At 40.0% G+C, this 19,514-nt stretch carries 16 protein-coding genes; 7 read left to right on the top strand and 9 right to left on the bottom strand.

The genetic code is table 11. From position 1 onward, the window contains the following. Window positions 1-70: 70 nt before the first annotated feature. Window positions 71-313, top strand: a complete 243-nt coding sequence (locus LOC50_RS07290; protein WP_016899532.1) for a hypothetical protein — start codon at window positions 71-73, stop codon at window positions 311-313. 167 nt (window positions 314-480) lie between these two features. Here LOC50_RS07290 and topA read toward each other — a convergent pair whose 3' ends face one another. Together topA and LOC50_RS07300 are read right to left on the bottom strand one after the other, a co-directional pair. After that, the gene (gene topA / locus LOC50_RS07295; RefSeq protein WP_250652971.1) at window positions 481-3,189 is read right to left on the bottom strand and encodes a type I DNA topoisomerase; all 2,709 of its coding nucleotides are present in this window, start codon (window positions 3,187-3,189) and stop codon (window positions 481-483) included. A gap of 253 nt (window positions 3,190-3,442) precedes the next feature. Beyond that, window positions 3,443-6,154 carry an Ig-like domain-containing protein gene (locus tag LOC50_RS07300; protein ID WP_250652972.1) on the bottom strand — a complete coding sequence of 904 codons (2,712 nt, stop codon included), beginning with the start codon at window positions 6,152-6,154 and terminating at the stop codon, window positions 3,443-3,445. A 185-nt stretch (window positions 6,155-6,339) separates the two neighbouring features. Here LOC50_RS07300 and LOC50_RS07305 point away from each other — a divergent pair, with 185 nt between their 5' ends. Continuing rightward, window positions 6,340-7,671, top strand: a complete 1,332-nt coding sequence (locus tag LOC50_RS07305) for a dicarboxylate/amino acid:cation symporter (RefSeq protein WP_013464802.1) — start codon at window positions 6,340-6,342, stop codon at window positions 7,669-7,671. An 83-nt stretch (window positions 7,672-7,754) separates the two neighbouring features. Here the strand turns inward: LOC50_RS07305 and sohB are convergent, their stop codons facing one another. Together sohB and LOC50_RS07315 are read right to left on the bottom strand one after the other, a co-directional pair. Next, window positions 7,755-8,771, bottom strand: coding sequence for a protease SohB (gene sohB, locus LOC50_RS07310; protein WP_250652973.1), 1,017 nt, complete (start codon window positions 8,769-8,771; stop codon window positions 7,755-7,757). A gap of 100 nt (window positions 8,772-8,871) precedes the next feature. Next, a complete protein-coding gene (locus LOC50_RS07315; protein WP_250652974.1) occupies window positions 8,872-11,328 on the bottom strand; it encodes a VolA/Pla-1 family phospholipase in 2,457 nt (818 codons plus the stop codon). Window positions 11,329-11,535: 207 nt separating this feature from the next. On the opposite strand from LOC50_RS07315, the gene LOC50_RS07320 reads away from it, so the two are divergent. Then, window positions 11,536-12,282, top strand: coding sequence for a YciK family oxidoreductase (locus tag LOC50_RS07320; protein ID WP_010389778.1), 747 nt, complete (start codon window positions 11,536-11,538; stop codon window positions 12,280-12,282). Window positions 12,283-12,354: 72 nt separating this feature from the next. Here the strand turns inward: LOC50_RS07320 and rluB are convergent, their stop codons facing one another. The 4 genes from rluB to LOC50_RS07340 form a co-directional block, all read right to left on the bottom strand. Next, window positions 12,355-13,224 carry a 23S rRNA pseudouridine(2605) synthase RluB gene (rluB, locus tag LOC50_RS07325; RefSeq protein ID WP_036982855.1) on the bottom strand — a complete coding sequence of 290 codons (870 nt, stop codon included), beginning with the start codon at window positions 13,222-13,224 and terminating at the stop codon, window positions 12,355-12,357. Then, window positions 13,221-13,811: an SMC-Scp complex subunit ScpB gene (gene scpB, locus LOC50_RS07330; protein WP_250653917.1), complete on the bottom strand. Its 591-nt coding sequence runs from the start codon at window positions 13,809-13,811 to the stop codon at window positions 13,221-13,223. The genes rluB and scpB overlap by 4 nt, the downstream gene beginning before the upstream one ends. A gap of 155 nt (window positions 13,812-13,966) precedes the next feature. Continuing rightward, entirely contained in the window at window positions 13,967-14,485 is a 519-nt protein-coding gene (locus LOC50_RS07335; RefSeq protein ID WP_036982856.1) for an EF-hand domain-containing protein, read from the bottom strand. 200 nt (window positions 14,486-14,685) lie between these two features. Further along, complete coding sequence (locus LOC50_RS07340) at window positions 14,686-15,117, bottom strand: hypothetical protein (RefSeq protein WP_036982857.1); 432 nt, start codon at window positions 15,115-15,117, stop codon at window positions 14,686-14,688. Between the two features lie 239 nt (window positions 15,118-15,356). Here LOC50_RS07340 and xthA point away from each other — a divergent pair, with 239 nt between their 5' ends. From xthA to rlmA, 3 genes are read left to right on the top strand one after another with little or no spacing between them, the layout of a single operon-like run. Further along, a complete protein-coding gene (xthA, locus tag LOC50_RS07345) occupies window positions 15,357-16,163 on the top strand; it encodes an exodeoxyribonuclease III (protein ID WP_250652975.1) in 807 nt (268 codons plus the stop codon). Window positions 16,164-16,168: 5 nt separating this feature from the next. Further along, window positions 16,169-16,816 carry an energy-coupling factor ABC transporter permease gene (locus tag LOC50_RS07350; protein ID WP_250652976.1) on the top strand — a complete coding sequence of 216 codons (648 nt, stop codon included), beginning with the start codon at window positions 16,169-16,171 and terminating at the stop codon, window positions 16,814-16,816. Then, window positions 16,813-17,616 carry a 23S rRNA (guanine(745)-N(1))-methyltransferase gene (gene rlmA / locus LOC50_RS07355; RefSeq protein ID WP_013464793.1) on the top strand — a complete coding sequence of 268 codons (804 nt, stop codon included), beginning with the start codon at window positions 16,813-16,815 and terminating at the stop codon, window positions 17,614-17,616. Before LOC50_RS07350 ends, rlmA begins: the two co-directional genes overlap by 4 nt. Here the strand turns inward: rlmA and yfbV are convergent. Then, entirely contained in the window at window positions 17,600-18,046 is a 447-nt protein-coding gene (gene yfbV / locus LOC50_RS07360) for a terminus macrodomain insulation protein YfbV (RefSeq protein WP_036956398.1), read from the bottom strand. The two genes, rlmA and yfbV, sit on opposite strands and share 17 nt — an antisense overlap. 253 nt (window positions 18,047-18,299) lie before the next feature. Here yfbV and LOC50_RS07365 point away from each other — a divergent pair, with 253 nt between their 5' ends. Further along, window positions 18,300-19,514, top strand: a complete 1,215-nt coding sequence (locus LOC50_RS07365) for an acetate kinase (protein WP_138626867.1) — start codon at window positions 18,300-18,302, stop codon at window positions 19,512-19,514.

A 19,514-nucleotide genomic window follows, 5' to 3' on the forward strand; every position in this document is an offset into this window, starting at 1 on the left:
TACACTTGTTTTATGTAGGCAGTGTATGCATACATAACTCGATTGTTACTCCATTTTTAGGAATAAGAAAATGAATAAAGCATTACTCGCGTTAATCGTTGCACCATTTTTCGTTTTATCTGCTGCTAATGCAGTGGCAAACGATGCTACAGACGCTTCAGCTGAGACGATTCAAGAATTCACAGAAATGTGTGTTAGTTGGGCTAAAGAAGACGACGTAAGCAATGAAGAGCTTTATAACTATGTTTTAAAGTGTGTGAATGATGAACTAACATCTGAAGGCTATAACAAAGTCACTGCTGTTAAAATTTAATGAATAATTGAGTGGATTGAACCTAAATTGGTTACATTTTTTAATCCTGTAAAGTAAAAAAACAGATTAGAAATGCCATTGCGATAGGTTTTATTTGACAAAAAAAACCGGAACTGTCACAGGCTGTGCATTCCGGTTTTTTATTACTTAAAACGGTGAATAATTAATTATTCATCGTCTTTTTTTACTTTTGCTTTCGCTTTACTTTTAGCAGGCGCTTTTTTAGCGGCGGCTTTCTTTTTAGGCGCGGCTTTTTTCTTAGCCTCTTCTACCCATTTACCACCTTCGTAGTGTGCCGTCCAACCAGTTGCTTTGCCATCAACTTCTGTCATCACATATTGGGCTTTATTTTTACGGCTATAACGTACTACCGCTAGGTTACCATCTGGATCTTTTTCTGGTGCATCCGCTAGGTAATAAAACTTAGGTGAAATACGGTCTCTAAAACGCTTTAGCTCAGCCACTTTAGGCGCGCGCGTCTCGCGTGATTTAGGGAAAGTGTTAGCCGCCAAGAAAATACCTGCAGCGCCATCACGTAAAACAAAATAAGCGTCAGATTTTTCACATTCAAGTTCAGGTATGTGCACAGGGTCTTCTTTTGGTGGCGCAGCTTCGCCGTTTTTAAGTAACTTACGCGTGTTTTTACACTCTTCGTTGTTACAACCAAAATACTTACCAAAACGGCCTGATTTGAGCTCCATGTCTGAGCCACATTTATCACACTCGATAATCGGACCATCATACCCTTTAATCTTAAAGGTACCTTGCTCAACGATGTACCCTTCACAAGCAGGGTTATTACCACAAACATGTAATTTACGGGTTTCGTCTATTAGGTAAGAGTCCATAGCTGTTTCACAGATTGGACAGCGCTTCATTTGCATTAATGTTTCTGTTTCAACGTCTTCAACATCAGCTGCAACCGCTTCATCACCCGACACTAAGTTCATAGTGGTAGTACAGCGCTCTTTAGGTGGCAGGTTATAACCAGTACACCCTAAGAATACGCCCGTTGAAGCAGTACGAATACCCATTTTTCTGCCACACGTTGGGCAGTCAATATCGGTTTCTACCATTTGATTAAGACGCATACCGCCTTCATCGGGTTCACCTTTGGCAATGTTTAACTGGGTTGAAAAATCGGCATAAAACTTATCAAGTACCTGCGTCCAAACACGCTTACCTTCGGCGATATCATCTAAACGGCCTTCCATTTTAGCGGTAAAATCGAAGTTCATTAAATCGGTAAAGTTTTCAACAAGGCGATCGGTGACAATCTCCCCCATTTTTTCAGCGAAAAAGCGACGACTTTCTACTCGTACATAACCACGTTCTTGTATCGTTGATATAATAGAGGCATACGTGGAAGGACGACCAATACCCCGTTTTTCAAGCTCTTTAACTAAGCTTGCTTCACTAAAACGAGCCGGTGGCTTGGTAAAGTGCTGCTTAGGAGCAAGCTCAACTAATGTAAGCACCTCGCCTTGCTTAACAGCAGGCAGCGATTGCTCTTCTTCATTCTTTTTACGTACTGCCGGTTGCACTTTAGTCCAACCATCAAAACGTAAAACACGTCCTTTTGCTTTCAATGTAAAATCGTTGGCAGCGACCGTTAAGGTGGTTAAATCGTACTCAGCTGGCACCATTTGACAGGCCACAAACTGACGCCAAATAAGCTCATAAAGCTTTTTCGCATCGGCATCCACACCTTCAACATGCCCAGAAAGCACTGATACGCTAGAAGGACGAATCGCTTCGTGCGCCTCTTGTGCATTACCTTTAGAGCTATAGTTAATCGGATCAGCAGGTAAATACTTGGCACCAAACTCATTGGTTACGTATTCGCGACACATTTCAACCGCATCTTTCGATAAATTAGTTGAATCGGTACGCATATAAGTAATATAACCCCCCTCGTATAAACGCTGGGCAAGCATCATGGTCTTTTTAACGCCATAACCTAATCGGGTACTTGCTGCTTGTTGCATTGTTGAAGTAATAAATGGCGCACTTGGACGGCTCTTACTTGGTTTCTCTTCAACGCTGACAACTTTATATTCGGCATTCTCAAGGCTTTTAACTGCTGCACTAGCCTGAGCTTCATTTACTGGCTTAAATGGCTTGTCTGCTTGTTTAGTGACTTCTAAACGTAGGTCAGACTCGCTATTTTTAACATCGGCATGAATGTCCCAAAATTCTTCAGGAATAAATGCTTTAATTTCACGTTCGCGTTCAACTAATAAACGCACTGCAACAGATTGCACTCGACCCGCTGATAAACCACGCGCTACTTTAGCCCATAATAGGGGCGATACCATAAAGCCAACAACACGGTCTAAGAAGCGACGGGTCTGCTGTGCATAAACCATGTCGGTGTTTAACTCACCTGGGGTTTCGAATGCTTGTTGTATTGCATTTTTAGTGATTTCATTAAAAACAACACGCTTATATTTTTCTGGCTCGCCACCAATAATTTCTTGAAGGTGCCAAGCAATAGCTTCCCCTTCTCTATCCAAATCCGTTGCGAGATAGATTTTATCAGCGTTTTGGGCAAGCTTTTGTAATTCTTGAACAACCTTTTCTTTACCCGGCAATATTTCGTAATGTGGCTCCCATCCTTTTTCAGGATCGATTCCCATTCGCGCGACTAAGTTAGTGTAGTCACGTTGCTGTTTATACGCTGCTTTCTCATCAGGTGGCATTTTACGCACTTCAGCAGGCGTTTTGCTTGCTGGTGCCTTGTTTTTGCCAGAACCTGAAGTAGGTAAATCTCGTACGTGTCCAATACTGGACTTTACGATAAAATCATTACCTAAGTATTTATTAATTGTTTTAGCCTTAGCAGGTGACTCTACAATTACTAGCGATTTGCCCATAGTTGCCTATTTCTAACCTAGTTTTTTAAATGTGTTTAGCCGACTCATGCGGCGCGAATATTTATAGGTATATCTACAAACACTAGTTCTTACAAGCTTTTAATACAAACTTTTCAGTATTTACTGAATAAACAAACAATTTCTGTTGTAAATTTAATCAAACCAGTGCTTTTTGAATAATTGATGTGGAATATATAGAATAGAAACAAAAATGCCAACCTTATTGGTTGGCATTTTTTATCCTTCACATATTTTAAACCTTAGGTTCGTCTTCTATTTCCATCACAGGTAACTGTGTTTTTACCCCACCAGGTGTTTCAAACTCAATGTATAAAAACCCAGAATCAACCTCATTAGGCTCAGCTTCTTTAGTAATATTTACCGAAACAGAATCAGGTACTCGTTGCGCAGTATTCACAACGGTGTAATCTGTTAACCCTCTTAACACACCATTGTCGGCAGTGACAGTAACTTTAGTACCTGCAGGCAATGGATTATTATGAATATCACTGAAGAAGATAGTCACTGAAATCGCGCTGTAAGGTGTGGAATTGCTAATATCAATAAGGTTTATGTCACACATACCCGCCATATCGGAAGCTTCTAAGCTAATACCATCACTTAAACTACAGTCATCTAAAGCCGTTACAGCTCTAATGTAAGGTGTACTTCCAGACATCACTAACTCTGAACGATCGCGTACATTTACTGTTTCACGCGTACATGCATTTGCAGCAAGCGCCTCGTCACTACATAACAAGCCATTGTAAATGCCATCGCCGGAATCAAACTGACCATTATTTAGTGCACCAGAGCGCTCCACATACCACTCATCCTCACCGCCATTAGAATTTACGGGGTTCGCAGGTGCGGGTAAATTTCCGTCAAAAATACCGTTTTCATTAAAATCTATAAAGGCTTCAGGTAAATCTTGTAATGTAGAATCAAACTCGTTTTGATTAAATTCACCGTTAGCAGATACATCGTTAAATGATTCTTCACCCACTGAGTATGCTAACAAGCTTACACGACCACCTAATGGATAATCTATTGGCGCATTACTTGGCGCATCCGCAAGTGATATCGGGTTACCACTACTATCAAGATAGGTAAGTAGATTGCCGTTTGTGTCTAGTTGTGACTCTCTGATACCTAATGTACAAGGTGCTGCTTGACCAAAAAAACGGTCACACTTATCAGCCACAGAGTTTTTATAAATGCTGTAATGATAAGGAATTGGGTTTTGGCTACGCCACTGCGCTTTACACACACCATCTATGGTGCGGCAAAGTAATAAAGGTGTAAATTGTTGATCATCTATTGTGCCTACTGCACCACCTTCGCTGGCTATATAAATTGCCGTGTTATCAGGAACAAAATTATTAAAGTGATCGGCTGCAAATACAGTTAAGTCTGTTGTCACCCCGGCTTCATTTAATGACTCGGTATTAAATGTTTGCACTGCAAGCGTAAAACTGTCTTGATCTGGCACACCTGTGGTAATGGTTATGTCATTTGACACAATAGAAATCACATTATTTTGTGATGCGTCGCCAGCCTCAACTTGATGTGATGCAATAACAGATAAAACTCCTGCGGCTCTTCCTGAGCGGACATTTACAGTCACTAAACCTTCATTATTGGTAAACTGAAATGCACTGTCTAGCAACGCGCCGCCGGGGTTTTGCGAAAGAGCAAAATCAATTTGCTTTTGACCAACAGGGTTACCATTAATATCTAAAAGTTTAAAGGTAAGCTCTGAATTTTCAGTAAGAGTCTGACCGCCAGCTCCTTTAATAGCTAACACTTGATTGGTCACACCCATAAACGCGATTGAACCCGTTTGAGCGGCAGCTACATTAATATTAATTGTTTTAGTAGCAACGTTGCCACCGGTAACCACGGTTGCTGTAATCGTATCTATACCATTACAACCATCCGCTTTATAAGTTGCGCTTGCCGTGCCGCCAATGCTAGTTACCACACTATCGATAGTGGCTCTAGGAGTAGATTCTTCAGCACATGCCGAGGTAAATTGTACTTCAAGTGGAGTGGTGAATAAGTTATTGCTGCCATCTACAATCTGAGCGGTAATAATAGTAGTAGAACCTGCAGACAACACATCACCAGTTGCAATACCCGCGCTTAAATTTACATTAACTTGAACAGCGTTAATTTCAAATAAAGCACTCGCAACGCCGCCCTGAGCGGTTAACTCAACTTGGCCAACACCTGAGCTACTGCCAGGCAATAAATTCAAAATAGCAACACCAAACGCATCCGTTTTAGCCGTTAAGCTTTCAGGTAATAAAATACCTAGCGTTGTTGTCGCTTGAACCAGTACATTACTTGCTGGCGTATTACTGCCAGGTTTGGTGATTTTTGCGTATACAATAGCTTGTTGCCCAAGTAAATTACTATTTTGAGAACAGTCAGATGGATCAAGCTCTATAGAATCTCTGTCTATATTTAACCAGCTATCAGGGCAGTTTTGTAAAATTTTAATGTCAATATTTGCGGTTGAGTCATTCGATTGAGGCTCATCACCTGCCGTGTAAAAGCCAAGTTTACTTGTTGCGTCTTCGTAGCTAGCAACAATGGTTCCTGCTCCTTCAACACTACCCGCGCTAAGCTCGATAGTTGCAACACCGCTGGAATTTGTTAAAGCGCTACCTGTAGCCGGTATAAAAGAACCCAGTGTTGTGGTAAAGCTTACCTCTTGACGCACAACAGGTTGACCATCACTTCCGGTTACCGTTGCAACCACCTCTAGCGGGTTATCGGCAGTAACAATTCTATCTTCAAAATCAAGTTCAACTTGAATTGCTTGTTCGATAGCGTCTCCACCGGTGCCTCCAGTATCACCGCCAACGGTTCCACTTTCTTTTTCCAGTGAGCCACCACCGCCACAGGCGATGAGTAATGTGCTGAGCCATATAATGCTGAGCAAACGAGTTAAAGGCATAGGTTTCTCCGTTGCGCTATTACTAAGTTAAACTTATCTACTTAATGTTAACCTATAACTTAGTCTAAAATCTCAGTTTTTTACTCCTTTTTTTGATAAAAATTTTTAAAAAGTTGACGTTTTTTCTGTAAAAAAAATTACATGCTGTTAGTCTATGCCAAATTTATAAAAAATAGATTGGAAATATGTCTAAAATCCGTTCAATGAGTTTAACTACTCGCATCATGATTGGTATGGTGCTTGGTGTTGCAGTAGGCTTTATATTTCAGGCTATATTAGCTGGTGAAGACGATTACCTAATCCCTCTTGGGTTATTCTCTTTGCCAATTAAAGCCTTTTTTGTTGATGGCCTTTTTCATGTAGGTGGGCAAATATTTATAGCCAGTTTGAAAATGCTGGTTGTGCCTTTAGTATTTGTATCACTGGTATGTGGTACCTGCAGTTTAAGCGATCCTAAAAAACTAGGTCGTTTAGGCGGTAAATCAATTGGTTTATACTTAGTTACAACGGCAATAGCGATTACAGTGGCAATTACACTCGCGTTACTATTTAACCCAGGTGAAGGCATTGGGTTACCTTCTCAAGCAAGCTATGATGCCAAAGAAGCGCCTACTTTAGCTCGCGTAATTATTGATATGTTCCCTACCAACCCTTTTGAAGCAATGGCAAAGGGCAACATGTTACAAGTAATTGTATTTGCTTTGTTATTCGGTATTGCAATGGCACTTAGCGGAAAAGCAGGTAAACGTGTCGCTACTGTATTTGAAGACTTAAACACCGTTATTTTAAAACTGGTTACTTTGCTAATGAATATTGCTCCTTACGGCGTATTTTTCTTAATGGCTAAATTGTTCACTACCATTGAACTTAACTTAATTGTGAGTTTAGCTAAGTACTTTGGCGTGGTTGTTTTAGCCTTATTATTACACGCATTTGTAAACTACACTCTACTGCTAAAAATACTCACGGGCCTAAACCCGCTCACTTTCTTAGCTAAAATGAAACACACCTGTTTATTTGCTTTTAGTACCTCAAGTTCAAGCGCAACTATGCCTATCACACTTGAAACGGCAACTAAAAAGCTTGGCGCTAATAATTCGGTCGCTTCATTTACTATTCCATTAGGCGCCACCATTAATATGGATGGCACTGCAATTATGCAGGGTGTGGCCACAGTATTTATTGCTCAAGTATTTAGTGTTGATTTAACTATTTCTGATTACTTAATGGTGATATTAACAGCAACGCTTGCCTCTGTTGGTACGGCGGGTGTTCCTGGCGTTGGCTTGATCATGCTGGCCATGGTATTAAACCAAGTAGGCCTACCGGTTGAAGGCATCGCAATTATAATAGGTGTTGATAGACTACTTGATATGACCCGTACCGCGGTAAACGTAACGGGTGACTGTATGGTAACCTGTGTCGTTGCTAAAAGTGAGGGTGAGCTAGATGAAAGTATCTTTAATGACCCTAATGCAGCTAAAGATTTAGAAGACTACCACAAATCTATTGATTAGTATTTCTGACAATAGTCATAAAAAAAGCCTTGCTACTTCGTTAAGTAACAAGGCTTTTTTGTTGGGTTTAAGTGATTAAATTATTAAGGGTGTAACGCCTTAAACTTTGACATTAAACTTACGCCCGCTTTATTCACACCATGGCTGAGCCCTATTGCAAGCTTTTCACTTAGCCCTTTTTTAATTTTGTATTGAACCTTGTATATTTGATACTGATGTTGCTGCTCTAACAATGCATCATCACTAGTTTTAATGGTATCAACTAAACCTTTTTCAATCGCTTGGGTTGCAAACCAATGCTCACCCGTTGCCACTAAGTCCATGTTCAAACTGGGACGCTGTGTACTTACAAACGTTTTAAACAAACCATGAGTTTGCTCTATCTCTTCACGAAACTTTTCACGGGCTTTATCGGTATTTTCACCAAATAAAGTTAACGTGCGTTTAAATTCACCCGCCGTAATTTGCTCAAACTCGACATCGTTCTTCTTTAATATTTTATTAAAGTTTGGAATTTGTGCAATAACACCAATAGAGCCAACAATTGCAAACGGTGCTGCAATAATATGATCAGCCACACAAGCCATCATGTAACCACCACTGGCGGCGACTTTATCTATTGATACAGTCAACTCAATACCAGCTGACTTAAACCGTTGTAGTTGTGATGCAGCTAAACCATAGCCATGTACCACGCCGCCACCACTTTCAAGGCGAACTAACACTTTGTCCTTTTCAGGGTCCGCGATTGAAATAATCGCAGTCACTTCTTCGCGTAAACTCTCTACTTCATGTGCATCCATGCTGCCGTTAAAGTCAATAACATAGAGTCGTGATTTAGGCGCTTCTTTGTCCGCTTTTTTTTGCTCTATTTTTTGTTGCTTTTGATAGGCTTTTAGCTCTTTTTTACCTAGCGTATTATTTAAAAAGCTTTCTTTTATATTAGTAAGCTGCTCTGATAAGTCATCTATTTCTATCTCACCTTTTTTTGCTTTTGGCTTAACAGCCGAGCTTACAATTAAGGTCAAAATGACAGCGATAGCAATAACAAAGGTAATGGTTTTAGCAAAAAACAAACCGTACTCGTATAAAAATTCCAACTGTGTTCTCCGTTTATAAATTTCAGTCAATTTAGCATGCTTTAAAATAAAAAAAAGCCACTATACAGTGGCTTTTAGTACTTAATTGAATGGTTGATTATTAATTCGTCACAACCTCAGTGTTTTGCACCATTAAAAGGCGCCCTCTTGAAGCTAGGTAAGTAGCAACCTGCAATTGCATTTCAGCATTCGCAGCTGCACTACCCGCAGCAGAAGAAGACTCTGCCTCATCCTGTTCAGGTGTTAATATTGACCCATGATGGCCGGTATTAAATTTAACTAAATAGCTAGCCCCCATCTCTGTTGGTGCTTGCGATGTACTTACTGTTTCTAACCCCATAAAGTTGGCTAAAGGGATTGTACCTGCAATTGGATTGTTAGCAGTCTTAGCAGTCATTGGCGGAATAACTTGGTCTGGCTTGTTATTATCTGTGCCATCACCAACAACAACATTCATATACACGGGTGTTTCTAGTGCTTTAACCGTTGCTGCATAGTTAGTCGGGTCGCCACTATCTAATGCTGTTTGTGCTGCAAATACAAACTGCGTCATCACGCTTTTGATATTAGCAAGTTTGTCAGCTTCGCCAGTCATGGTAAGTGCCGTTGCAAACTCATTAAAACCACAGCTTAAGAAGTCCTGCATGTCTGGTAACAAGGCGCCACAGTTCGATAACGCACCAGCATTTAAGAATGCATTAAACTCGTCAGCTTCAGCAGTTCCAGCTTTAGCAAGGACAGAGCCTTGAATAAATGGACCAAACGCGGCTGATTCTAACAAGAAGCTAGCAATACCGCCGCCGCCACTTGCTAATGCTACAGCGTTAACCTTAAACAATGGATCTACTTGGTCGTCTAATGGGCTATTAGCTTGTGCAATAAATGCAGGTGCTACAATTGAGCCCAGTGAATGGCCAATATAAGATACATCGGTATAACTGAGTGAACTATCACCGCTGAATCTTAAGCCTAAGCGTAAACCAAGTAAGTCAGCACTTGACTGACGCAAGCTGTCTCTGGCGACCAATAACGAGCTTAGGTTCATGTAACTAAGTACAGAGCCTTTTCCCGAAGTTGCATTAAAGTCATCAGTACCATCACCGTCTACATCTACACCACGCTCGCCATGACGAGGGTGGTCAATTGCAACTGTTGCAAAGCCTTGCAATGAAAGCTGCGCTGTTAGCGTTAACATGCTTTCTTTTTGTGTGGTTATACCATGTTGCATAATAACCACTGGCCAGCCATTTTCTGGCATAGCAGCAAAAGGCTCTAAACCTAAGCCTGTTCGGTACGCATTAACAACCGGTAAAATCGGTTTGGTAATTTGTACTGGCACAGTTGCCATGCTCTGCACTTTAGGAAGTGAGTTATATTTCGTTAGATGACGTGTAACGTCTAAGCCTACACCTAAATCACGCAACCGCCCATCACTTAACGCTGCACATTTTGCATCATTAACGCTAACAGGAACAGTAGGGAAACCTTCACCAGCTTGTGCTTTATAACCCATAACAGCTACTGCGTTATCACACATACCTTGCCAGTAAGTATCATTTAAATCATCAATACTTTTACCTTCAGGCGTGCCTAAATACATAGGTAGTTGAATACTCCCTTTTTGATATTGTGCCGCCTGAAATACGTTGGGGACTGCTCTACCTAAGTCCTCAAAGATATCCTGTACGTTTTGCATAGGCTGAGTTGGAATTTGCAACGCAGGGGTTGGAATTGTTGGCTCTGTTATACTTTTTGCTAAAATCTTTTTGATTGTGCCAAGCACAGGACCTGCTGATTGCATTGTCATGGCAGCCGAGTAAATAATATCGTCTTTAGTAATATCGCCAGAGCTTACCACTACGTTTTCGTAGCTATTTACAGCTCCTTGCAGCGCAAGTTGTGATGGCGTTACTAAAGGCGCTTCTTGTTTAACAGTGGCATACGTTGAAGATGGTTCAATTGAGCGCCCTTCTGAATCTTTCAGTCCAGTCGTTAACACATTAATGTATGAACTACCGGCCTTAAATGGCTTAAGTGGAATAATAGCAACCGCGTCTCCAGAGCCTTGTGTAACAAAATCAACACCAAAGGTCAGTTCACCTACTAGTTTACATGCTGTACCAGCTGGTGCTTGCGAGCATTCGGCATCTGTTAGGCTTGCACCCATGATCACTTCAAAAATACGTACTGAGCCTGGTGAAGCTGCAGACGTTTCATCTAGACTAATGCCCGGTGGAAACGTTAAATCTATTTTAAAAGGAACTTGCGTAGACCAGCCATCAAGTGCCCCTAGTGCAAGTTGCGGATCTGCATATTCAGCTCGAGAGATAGAAACATTCTCGTCATTTAATTCCCCAGGAATATTGAGTGTGCCATCGCGCGTACCGCTCATTAATAAATCATTAGGAACCGAAATTACACCATTTGCAGGGTCAAACTTTACCGTAGCTTTTGGAATAACTGTAACCGAATCGTTTTTAACATCTTCTAACGTTTCTCCGCCGCCACAGCCTGCTAATGCAGCTGCAACTGAGAGCGAGAGTAGCATTTTTTTCATAGTGTTCTCCGCACAAATCTTATTTTTATAGTGTGTTTATAGTCAGTGTAATTAAGTTAAAATAATGTAGCTAGTATATTAATGAGACATTAGACCAGTTAAACTTAACGTAAACTTTCTAGTTTCGCCACCTAAATTTGTAATAAATTCGATTACTTGTCGATTTGCTATGTTAAAATCAAAAAAAATTTAAACATTGGTACTTTTATGCATACCTATCAAGCAACTGAAAACGCACTTAAAGACAAAGTAATTTTGATCACAGGCGCAGGTGATGGTATCGGCCGTGTCGCAGCTATTACCTATGCTAAACATGGTGCAACCGTTATTTTATTAGGAAAAACAACTAATAAACTAGAATGTGTGTATGACGAAATCGTCAATGCAGGCTACCCACAGCCAGCGATTGTGCCTATGGACTTAAAAGGTGCAACTAAGCAGAACTATCGTGATTTAGCCGCAACGATCGAAAGTCAATTTGGCCGCCTTGATGGACTATTAAATAACGCGGGTATTTTAGGTACTTTAGGGCCGTTAGAGCATTTTTGTTCATCAACATTCGAAAACGTCATGAAAGTAAACGTCACTGCACAAGCGATGATCACTAAAGCGCTATTCCCTGTCATGCGTAAATCAAAAAGTGCCTCAGTGGTATTTACCTCATCGGGTGTCGGTCGTAAAGGAAGAGAGTTTTGGGGACCTTATGCAATTTCTAAATTTGCAGTAGAAGGTATGATGCAAACATGGGCGTGTGAAGTTGAAAAAACGCCAATCCGTGTTAACTGTATTAACCCAGGCGCAACCCGTACATCAATGCGTGCAAGTGCATTCCCAGGTGAAGATCGTGATTTACTCGCAACACCTGAAGATTTAATGCCAACTTACCTGTATTTAATGAGTGATGACTCAAAAGATATCAATGGCCAATCGTTAGACGCACAAGCTAAAAAGTAATATTTAGTTTTAAACATAATAAAGCCGCTATAAAAAGCGGCTTTATTATTTTATTAGTAGCTAATAGCATATTTACTTACGTTTAGTCGGTTTTACACGTTGATTGTGCTTTTTAACCGCCTTGCGAATTTGGTTTATTTTAGCGCGCTTGTCTTTACGCTTTTCAGGAATAACAGACAGCTTAGTTTGTGTTTCTTTGCCAAGCTTTACTGTTTTACGTAAATAGTTAACTGTATCTAAATCATACTCAATCCAGCCACCTTGCGGTACGCGCTTATCAAGCTCTAATTTACCGTAACGAATACGAATTAGGCGTGACACTTCCACATCTTGTGATTGCCATAAACGACGCACTTCACGGTTACGACCTTCGTTAAGCGTTACATTATACCAACGATTAATACCTTCACCGCCCATAGGCTTGATACCAGTGAACTTTGCGGGGCCATCTTCAAGTTCTACGCCACGCAGTAAGTTTTTTATTGTTTCGTTAGTGACTTCACCAAATACACGTGCTGAATATTCGCGTTCAACTTCATAGCTTGGGTGCATTAAGCGGTTTGCCAATTCACCGTCATTGGTAAACAGCATTAGGCCTGAGGTATTAACGTCTAATCGGCCTACTGCTATCCAGCGATCGCCATCAATACGAGGTAAGCGGTCAAAAACGGTTCTACGGCCTTCAGGATCTTTACGCGTACTTAACTCACCCTCTGGTTTGTTATACATAATTACACGACAAATTCTGTCTGCTTTTTCTTCTATTTTAACGGTATGGCCGTCAACACGAATTAAATCGGTTTCTTCAACCCTGTCGCCTAACTTAGCTACTTTACCATTTACACTCACACGATTTGCATCAATGTATTTTTCCATTTCACGGCGTGAGCCTACACCTGCACGGGCTAGGACTTTTTGTAACTTTTCACCTTGTATACTCATTTGGATGGTTCTCTCACAGAAGGATCACTTAATAACTGGGTAATTTTACTTTGCTGTTGCTCTGGCAATGCGGGTAAATCATGAAGTCCCGTTATCGAAAAATAATCTAAAAATTGTTTAGTCGTTGCATAAAGTGCCGGTTTACCGGGTACTTCTTTATGCCCAACTACTTTAATCCACTCTCTTTCAAGCAGAGTTTTAATAATATTTGAGCCAGTTGCTACACCCCGCACTTGCTCAATTTCACCACGGGTTATGGGTTGCTTGTATGCAATTAACGACAGGGTTTCGAGTAAAGCTCTCGAGTATTTAGGGGCACGTTCTTGCCATAAATTACTCAACCATGGGCTTAAACTACTGCACGCTTGAAAACGATAGCCACTGCCTACCTCAACTAAACGTATTCCACGCGTCTGATAGTGAACTTGAATGGCCTCTACAGCATCATTAATGCGCGCCATAGAAATTGCTAAGTCGTTTAAAACCGTGTTCTTAAGATGACGTTTTGATACGGGCTTGCCTGCCACAAAAATCGCCGCTTCAATGATTTCAATTAATTGTTCATCACTAATTCGCCGACCAACCATAATCACTCTAAAGTTAATAAACACACACAGCCATCTATTATGACAGAACAACGGCAAACTAGGAAAACATATTAATAAAATAACATTTTATAGGTATAAAAAAGCCAGTGAAAAACACTGGCTTGGTATCAAGTGTATTTAATAATGTAATTTAGCTATTTTTTAAATTGCTCAAGTGCATCGTCCTCTGCAACAGAATCACCATGCTTTTGGATATAGCTATTAAACTCTTTTTTACTTACTCGTTTATCTTTATTGCTGTCCATGTAACCAAAATGATTTGAAATATCATCATCGTCAGCTTCAGAAACTGAAATAAAACCGTTGCTATCATTATCTAAGCTTTTAAAGTCATTTTCTATTTTATCAAACTTCGCAATATCAGCCTTAAATGCAGACTCACTCACTTCACTATCTGTAGCAACTTTCCCAGCATTTAGCTGCATATAAGCGTCATATTCATTACGGCTTATTTGATTATCCATATTAGTATCTATATTCGAAAAGTGCTGCCAAATACTATCATCGTCGGCTTCTGTTTTAGAAATAAAGCCATCGCTATCGTTATCTAAGCTTGCAAAATCACTGTCGATTTTTTCTAAACCTTGATTAGAAGAACAAGCTGCTAAACTCAATGCGGCTAAAACAGTAGAAACTATCGTTAATTTTTTCATCAGACGTATCCTTGTATTAATAAATTTCAAATCTAGTAATACAAATACGATGCCAAAAAAAATAAACCATTAAAATCAAACAATTAACCAAAAACAACTTCTATTGCGATATTCAATAATGCAATTTTTGCAAGCTACTCTGGTAATTTTTGCAAAAAAAGCTCGGTAGGAACCGAGCTATTTATATCTAAAACGGTAATTTAGATTGCAGCGTTTTGGTAACGCTTAACAAAATCAGTAACACTTTGGCCATTACACTTTAATGAATTTAAGTTACCAATTTGCTTACGTACTGGTTGTAGGCCTTGCTTTACTGCAGTCATACATAACTGTGTTTCTTGGTGTGAATCTTTTGCAAATACTTCTACTTTAGACACAACTGATTGCGTTGCTTCTTCTTTTTTTGCAATGTCACGGATGTCTTGACCGTTACATAGGATACTTTTTGAATAACGTGATAAATATACACCGTGCTTTGCTGCCATTTTACGAGCAGCCGAAAACCCCTCATTGGCGCTTACTACACATAAGTTAGACTCTAATTTGTTGTCTTGGCTGTAATACGTATTGCTTTGCGCAGTAGCAGTTACAGAAACAAAAAGAGAGGCGGCTAAAAGTAATTGAGTTTTCATTAGGAGGTCCTATTTGAACGAGTTAAACATACGATTTTTGCGCATTATATAGACAAGTTTTAACATATTAATTGAATATTTTATTTATTTTATTGTTTAATATTGCATTTACAATGTTTAAACATCAAGCAAAATTGATCAATATTTGTGCAGTTATTTTCTCGTTTCAGTCATGTTATGTCGCTCCAAATACTGATACAATTTGGCCAACAATGAAAATAAATTTGAAGGTAAACTTTATGAAAGTGATTTCTTTTAATATCAATGGTCTGCGTGCTCGCCTACATCAGTTACAAGCTATTATTGATAAACACCAGCCAGATATTATTGGTCTTCAAGAGATCAAAGTGCACGATGAAGCATTTCCGCTAGACGATGTACAAAAAATGGGTTATCACGTTTATTTTCATGGACAAAAAGCGCATTACGGTGTGGCAATATTATGCAAAAAAGAGCCTAAGTCGGTATTAAAAGGCTTTTCCACCGACACAGATGAGTCGCAAAAGCGAATGATCAGCGTTACCGTAGAGCAAGAAAATGGCCGTGACCTGCATGTCATGAATGGCTACTTCCCGCAAGGCGATAACATCAACCACGAAACTAAATTCCCTTATAAACGTCAATTTTATCAAGACTTAATGACTCACCTAAATAGTCATTACACGCCTGATCAAGATGTAATTGTAATGGGCGATATTAATATCTCTCCAACCGATTTAGATATTGGTATTGGTGAGGTAAACGCAAAACGCTGGTTAAAAACCGGAAAATGTTCATTTCAACCCGTTGAGCGTGAATGGCTAGCAACGTTATTAAACTGGGGCTTTAAAGACACCTTTAGGGAGCAAAACCCAGAAACTAACGATCAATACTCGTGGTTTGACTACCGCTCTAAGGGTTTTGTTGATAATCGTGGACTAAGGATTGATGTGGTTCTGGCAACGCATGACTTAGCAGCTCGCTGTATCGACACCGGTATAGATTACGAATTACGTGCTATCGACAAGCCTTCAGATCATGCCCCTATTTGGTCTGAGTTTAATTAACGATTATGCTAAGCGTGCAATTACAGGCATTACTGTGGATTGGTGTTATTGTTATTGGCTTTTTAAGTGTTAATAAATCAACATACGCCAATTTATTTAATACGCCAGCAAGGCAAACCGGTGTGTTTGCCTGCGCGCTGGTGCTCGCTTTACTATGGCGTATAAAAGCCGGTATTTTACCTGGTCTTGATCTTCATATACTGGGCATTACTGCTGTTACGCTGATTTTAGGCTGGCGTCTGGCTATTTTAAGTTGTGTATTAGCAACAGCCCTGCTAACTGCTTTTGGACAAATAGCATTCGAGCTGATTGCGGTAAAATTACTAATAAGTGCGTTTATTCCAGTATTATTAAGCTACTTTGTATTTATGCTTTGTTACCACTACTTAGCGCGGCACTTTTTTGTCTATATATTTGTTTGTAGCTTTTTAACGGCTGGTGTCGTTGCTTGCGTTAACATTATACTTGGGGGTGTTTTTTATTACGCAATTGGCGAATATAATTGGCATCAGCTAACAGAAAACTACATTTATCTCAGTCCTATTTTAGCGTTTCCTGAAGCAATGCTAAACGGTATGGCAATAACTGTTATGATCACCTATCGCCCGCACTGGGTAAAAACTTTTTTTGATAAGGACTATTTAGGCTCATGAGTCTTCATTACCATTGCCCTATTTGCAAACTTCCATTGGCACTTAATGAAAAAACATTACGCTGTGATAATAACCACAGCTTTGATTTTGCCAAAGAAGGCTATGTAAACTTACTCCCCGTGCAAAATAAAAACTCTAAACAGCCCGGTGACTCTTTAGAAATGGTACAAGCAAGGCGTTCTTTTTTAGAGCAAGGCCATTATGCATTTTTACAGACGGCCTTAGCTAATTTAGTCAAACCGCTCAATGCAAATATAGTGATTGATTTAGGGTGTGGCGAGGGGTTTTACACCCATGCTATAGCAAATAACACGCAAGCTACTGTGTATGGTGTTGATATATCTAAGTCGGCGGTAAAATACGCAGCAAAACGATACAAACAATGTCAATTTAGCGTGGCATCAATAAGCCACGCGCCCTTTAATGATCACCTTGCTGATGTGTTAATTAGCGTGTTTGCCCCTTTGTTCGACGATGAACTTTCTCGCCTTGTGAAAGAGGATGGCTGTTTAGTGGTGGCAAGCCCTGGGCCTATGCACCTCAAAGAGTTGAAAAAATATATCTATAATACGGTAAATGAACATACTGAAGTTGCTACGCCAACAGGCTTTAAACAATCATCGCAACAGCTCATTACAGAGCAAGTGTCACTCACATTTAGCGACGTAAGAAATTTAATAATGATGACACCCTTTGCATGGAAGTTCAGACCCGAGCATTGGCAGGCACTTGAACAAAAACAGCATCATAAGGTTACCTTGTCATTTTATATTAGCCAGTTTGTTAAAACTGCTCTTTAGTAAAGGTTTTATCCATTTTATCAAACATGTCTTTTAACAATTCAGCAAGCTCCAAATAGCGGGGCTTGTTTTTCCCCATTTGTGCGTCGTAACCGTTGGCGACCATTTTTGCAAACAACTCGTTGTACCATTGCAGCATAGCGGGTTCTAATTCTGTTTGCGCACGTTTACCTAGCCATAAAAGTCCTTGTAACGGCAAGGAGATAAAAAATAGACTACTGGCAATAGCTTGAGGTAAAAAATCAGGGCCTAAATAATTAAGCTGAAAAAACAAAGTTAGCATGGCTAAAATAGGCATTACTGTAATCGCAAGCTCGGTTGCTCTGATCACTTTAAACTCGGCAAATAATGGCGCGACCTCTTTACGCATAGGCCATGTTTTAGCATAAGCGCGCCCTAATTGAACTTGTGATATCACACTTTTTTGCATTATAAATCCTCACAATCACGGCATTTAACACTTGTAAAAGCATCTTGCTTATAAAAGTGTAACACAACTCTCACTTTATCGGTAAAAATGCTTAATTTCATTAGTAAAACTCACAAAAAGCATAAATTATAGAAAGAATTCCACAAAGCCCTTTTAATAAAGTCAACTACACTTTAGTCTATACCCATTTAAGCCTACAATGCTTATATATCAACCAAGTGTACTGATTAATATTTAAATGGAAAATGATTCTATGCCAACTCTGCCAAAAAAACCAAACCATGTTTTGGTACTTAATTGTGGAAGCTCAAGTTTAAAGTTTGCAATTATTGATGCAAACACAGGAAAAGACATTATTTCAGGTTTAGCTGAGCGCCTAGGTGCAGATGCTCCCTCAATAAAATATAAATTTAAGGGAGAAAAGACCACCATTAAACTTGCTGCTAATCAGGCACACGCGCATGCCATTGATACGCTGGTTGATTTAATAAAAGATCACAATCTTGATGAGCAACTAGTTGCTGTTGGTCATCGTGTTGTGCATGGCGGTGAGCATTTTACCCAATCAGTATTAATTGATGAACGCGTTACTGCAGGTATCACGCAAGCAGCCACGCTAGCACCTTTGCATGGCCACGCTAACTTGCTGGGTATTTCATCAGCGCAAGCATCATTTAAAAACTTACCGCAAGTAGCCGTGTTCGATACAGCATTTCATCAAACAATGGATGAAGTCGCTTATCTTTATGCCCTTCCTTATCAGCTTTATAAAGACTTTGGTGTTAGGCGCTATGGTTTTCATGGCACCAGCCATTTATATGTGGCAGGACAAACTGCGAAGTTGTTGGCACTTCCTATTGAAAACAGTAACTTTATTAGCGCCCACTTAGGCAACGGCTGTTCAGTGTGTGCGATTAAAAATGGCAAAAGTGTTGATACCAGTATGGGGTTAACCCCGCTTGAAGGGCTTGTTATGGGTACGCGCTGTGGTGACATTGATCCGGGCCTATTTAACTTTTTAACCACGCAACTCGATTACACTGCTCAGCAAATTGATGACTTACTCAATCAAAAAAGTGGTTTATTAGGCATAAGCGAGTTGTCTAACGATTGTCGCACCATAGAAGAAGCCGCTATTGCAGGCAACCAGCAAGCTATGCTGGCTCTTAATATGTTTTGTTATCGCCTCGCAAAACAAATAGCCGCTTACATGGTCCCGCTGCAACAGCTAGACGCAGTTATTTTTACCGGCGGTATTGGCGAAAATTCCGATATTATCCGTGATAAAGTACTTAAACAATTGGCCTTTTTAGGTATTAATTTAGACCCACAAGCAAACCTTGATGCACGTTTTGGCCAAGCTGGGTTAATTAGTACAGCTGATTCACGTAGCAAAGCGGTCGTTATGCCCACTAACGAAGAATGGGTGATCGCACTTGATGCCGCAAACATTACCAAGGAGTTATAA

The sequence above is a fragment of the Pseudoalteromonas sp. SCSIO 43095 genome (genome assembly GCF_023650455.1).
GTDB lineage: Bacteria > Pseudomonadota > Gammaproteobacteria > Enterobacterales > Alteromonadaceae > Pseudoalteromonas > Pseudoalteromonas tetraodonis.

Bases quoted from the DNA above. Each gene is read 5' to 3' on its own strand.
- LOC50_RS07320 (WP_010389778.1), top strand. From the start codon at position 11,536: ATGCATACCTATCAAGCAACTGAAAACGCACTTAAAGACAAAGTAATT.
- topA (WP_250652971.1), bottom strand. From the start codon at position 3,189: ATGGGCAAATCGCTAGTAATTGTAGAGTCACCTGCTAAGGCTAAAACA.
- LOC50_RS07290 (WP_016899532.1), top strand. From the start codon at position 71: ATGAATAAAGCATTACTCGCGTTAATCGTTGCACCATTTTTCGTTTTA.
- LOC50_RS07300 (WP_250652972.1), bottom strand. From the start codon at position 6,154: ATGCCTTTAACTCGTTTGCTCAGCATTATATGGCTCAGCACATTACTC.
- LOC50_RS07365 (WP_138626867.1), top strand. From the start codon at position 18,300: ATGCCAACTCTGCCAAAAAAACCAAACCATGTTTTGGTACTTAATTGT.
- LOC50_RS07335 (WP_036982856.1), bottom strand. From the start codon at position 14,485: ATGAAAAAATTAACGATAGTTTCTACTGTTTTAGCCGCATTGAGTTTA.
- LOC50_RS07340 (WP_036982857.1), bottom strand. From the start codon at position 15,117: ATGAAAACTCAATTACTTTTAGCCGCCTCTCTTTTTGTTTCTGTAACT.
- scpB (WP_250653917.1), bottom strand. From the start codon at position 13,811: ATGGTTGGTCGGCGAATTAGTGATGAACAATTAATTGAAATCATTGAA.
- LOC50_RS07315 (WP_250652974.1), bottom strand. From the start codon at position 11,328: ATGAAAAAAATGCTACTCTCGCTCTCAGTTGCAGCTGCATTAGCAGGC.
- LOC50_RS07350 (WP_250652976.1), top strand. From the start codon at position 16,169: ATGCTAAGCGTGCAATTACAGGCATTACTGTGGATTGGTGTTATTGTT.
- LOC50_RS07305 (WP_013464802.1), top strand. From the start codon at position 6,340: ATGTCTAAAATCCGTTCAATGAGTTTAACTACTCGCATCATGATTGGT.
- rluB (WP_036982855.1), bottom strand. From the start codon at position 13,224: ATGAGTATACAAGGTGAAAAGTTACAAAAAGTCCTAGCCCGTGCAGGT.
- yfbV (WP_036956398.1), bottom strand. From the start codon at position 18,046: ATGCAAAAAAGTGTGATATCACAAGTTCAATTAGGGCGCGCTTATGCT.
- xthA (WP_250652975.1), top strand. From the start codon at position 15,357: ATGAAAGTGATTTCTTTTAATATCAATGGTCTGCGTGCTCGCCTACAT.
- rlmA (WP_013464793.1), top strand. From the start codon at position 16,813: ATGAGTCTTCATTACCATTGCCCTATTTGCAAACTTCCATTGGCACTT.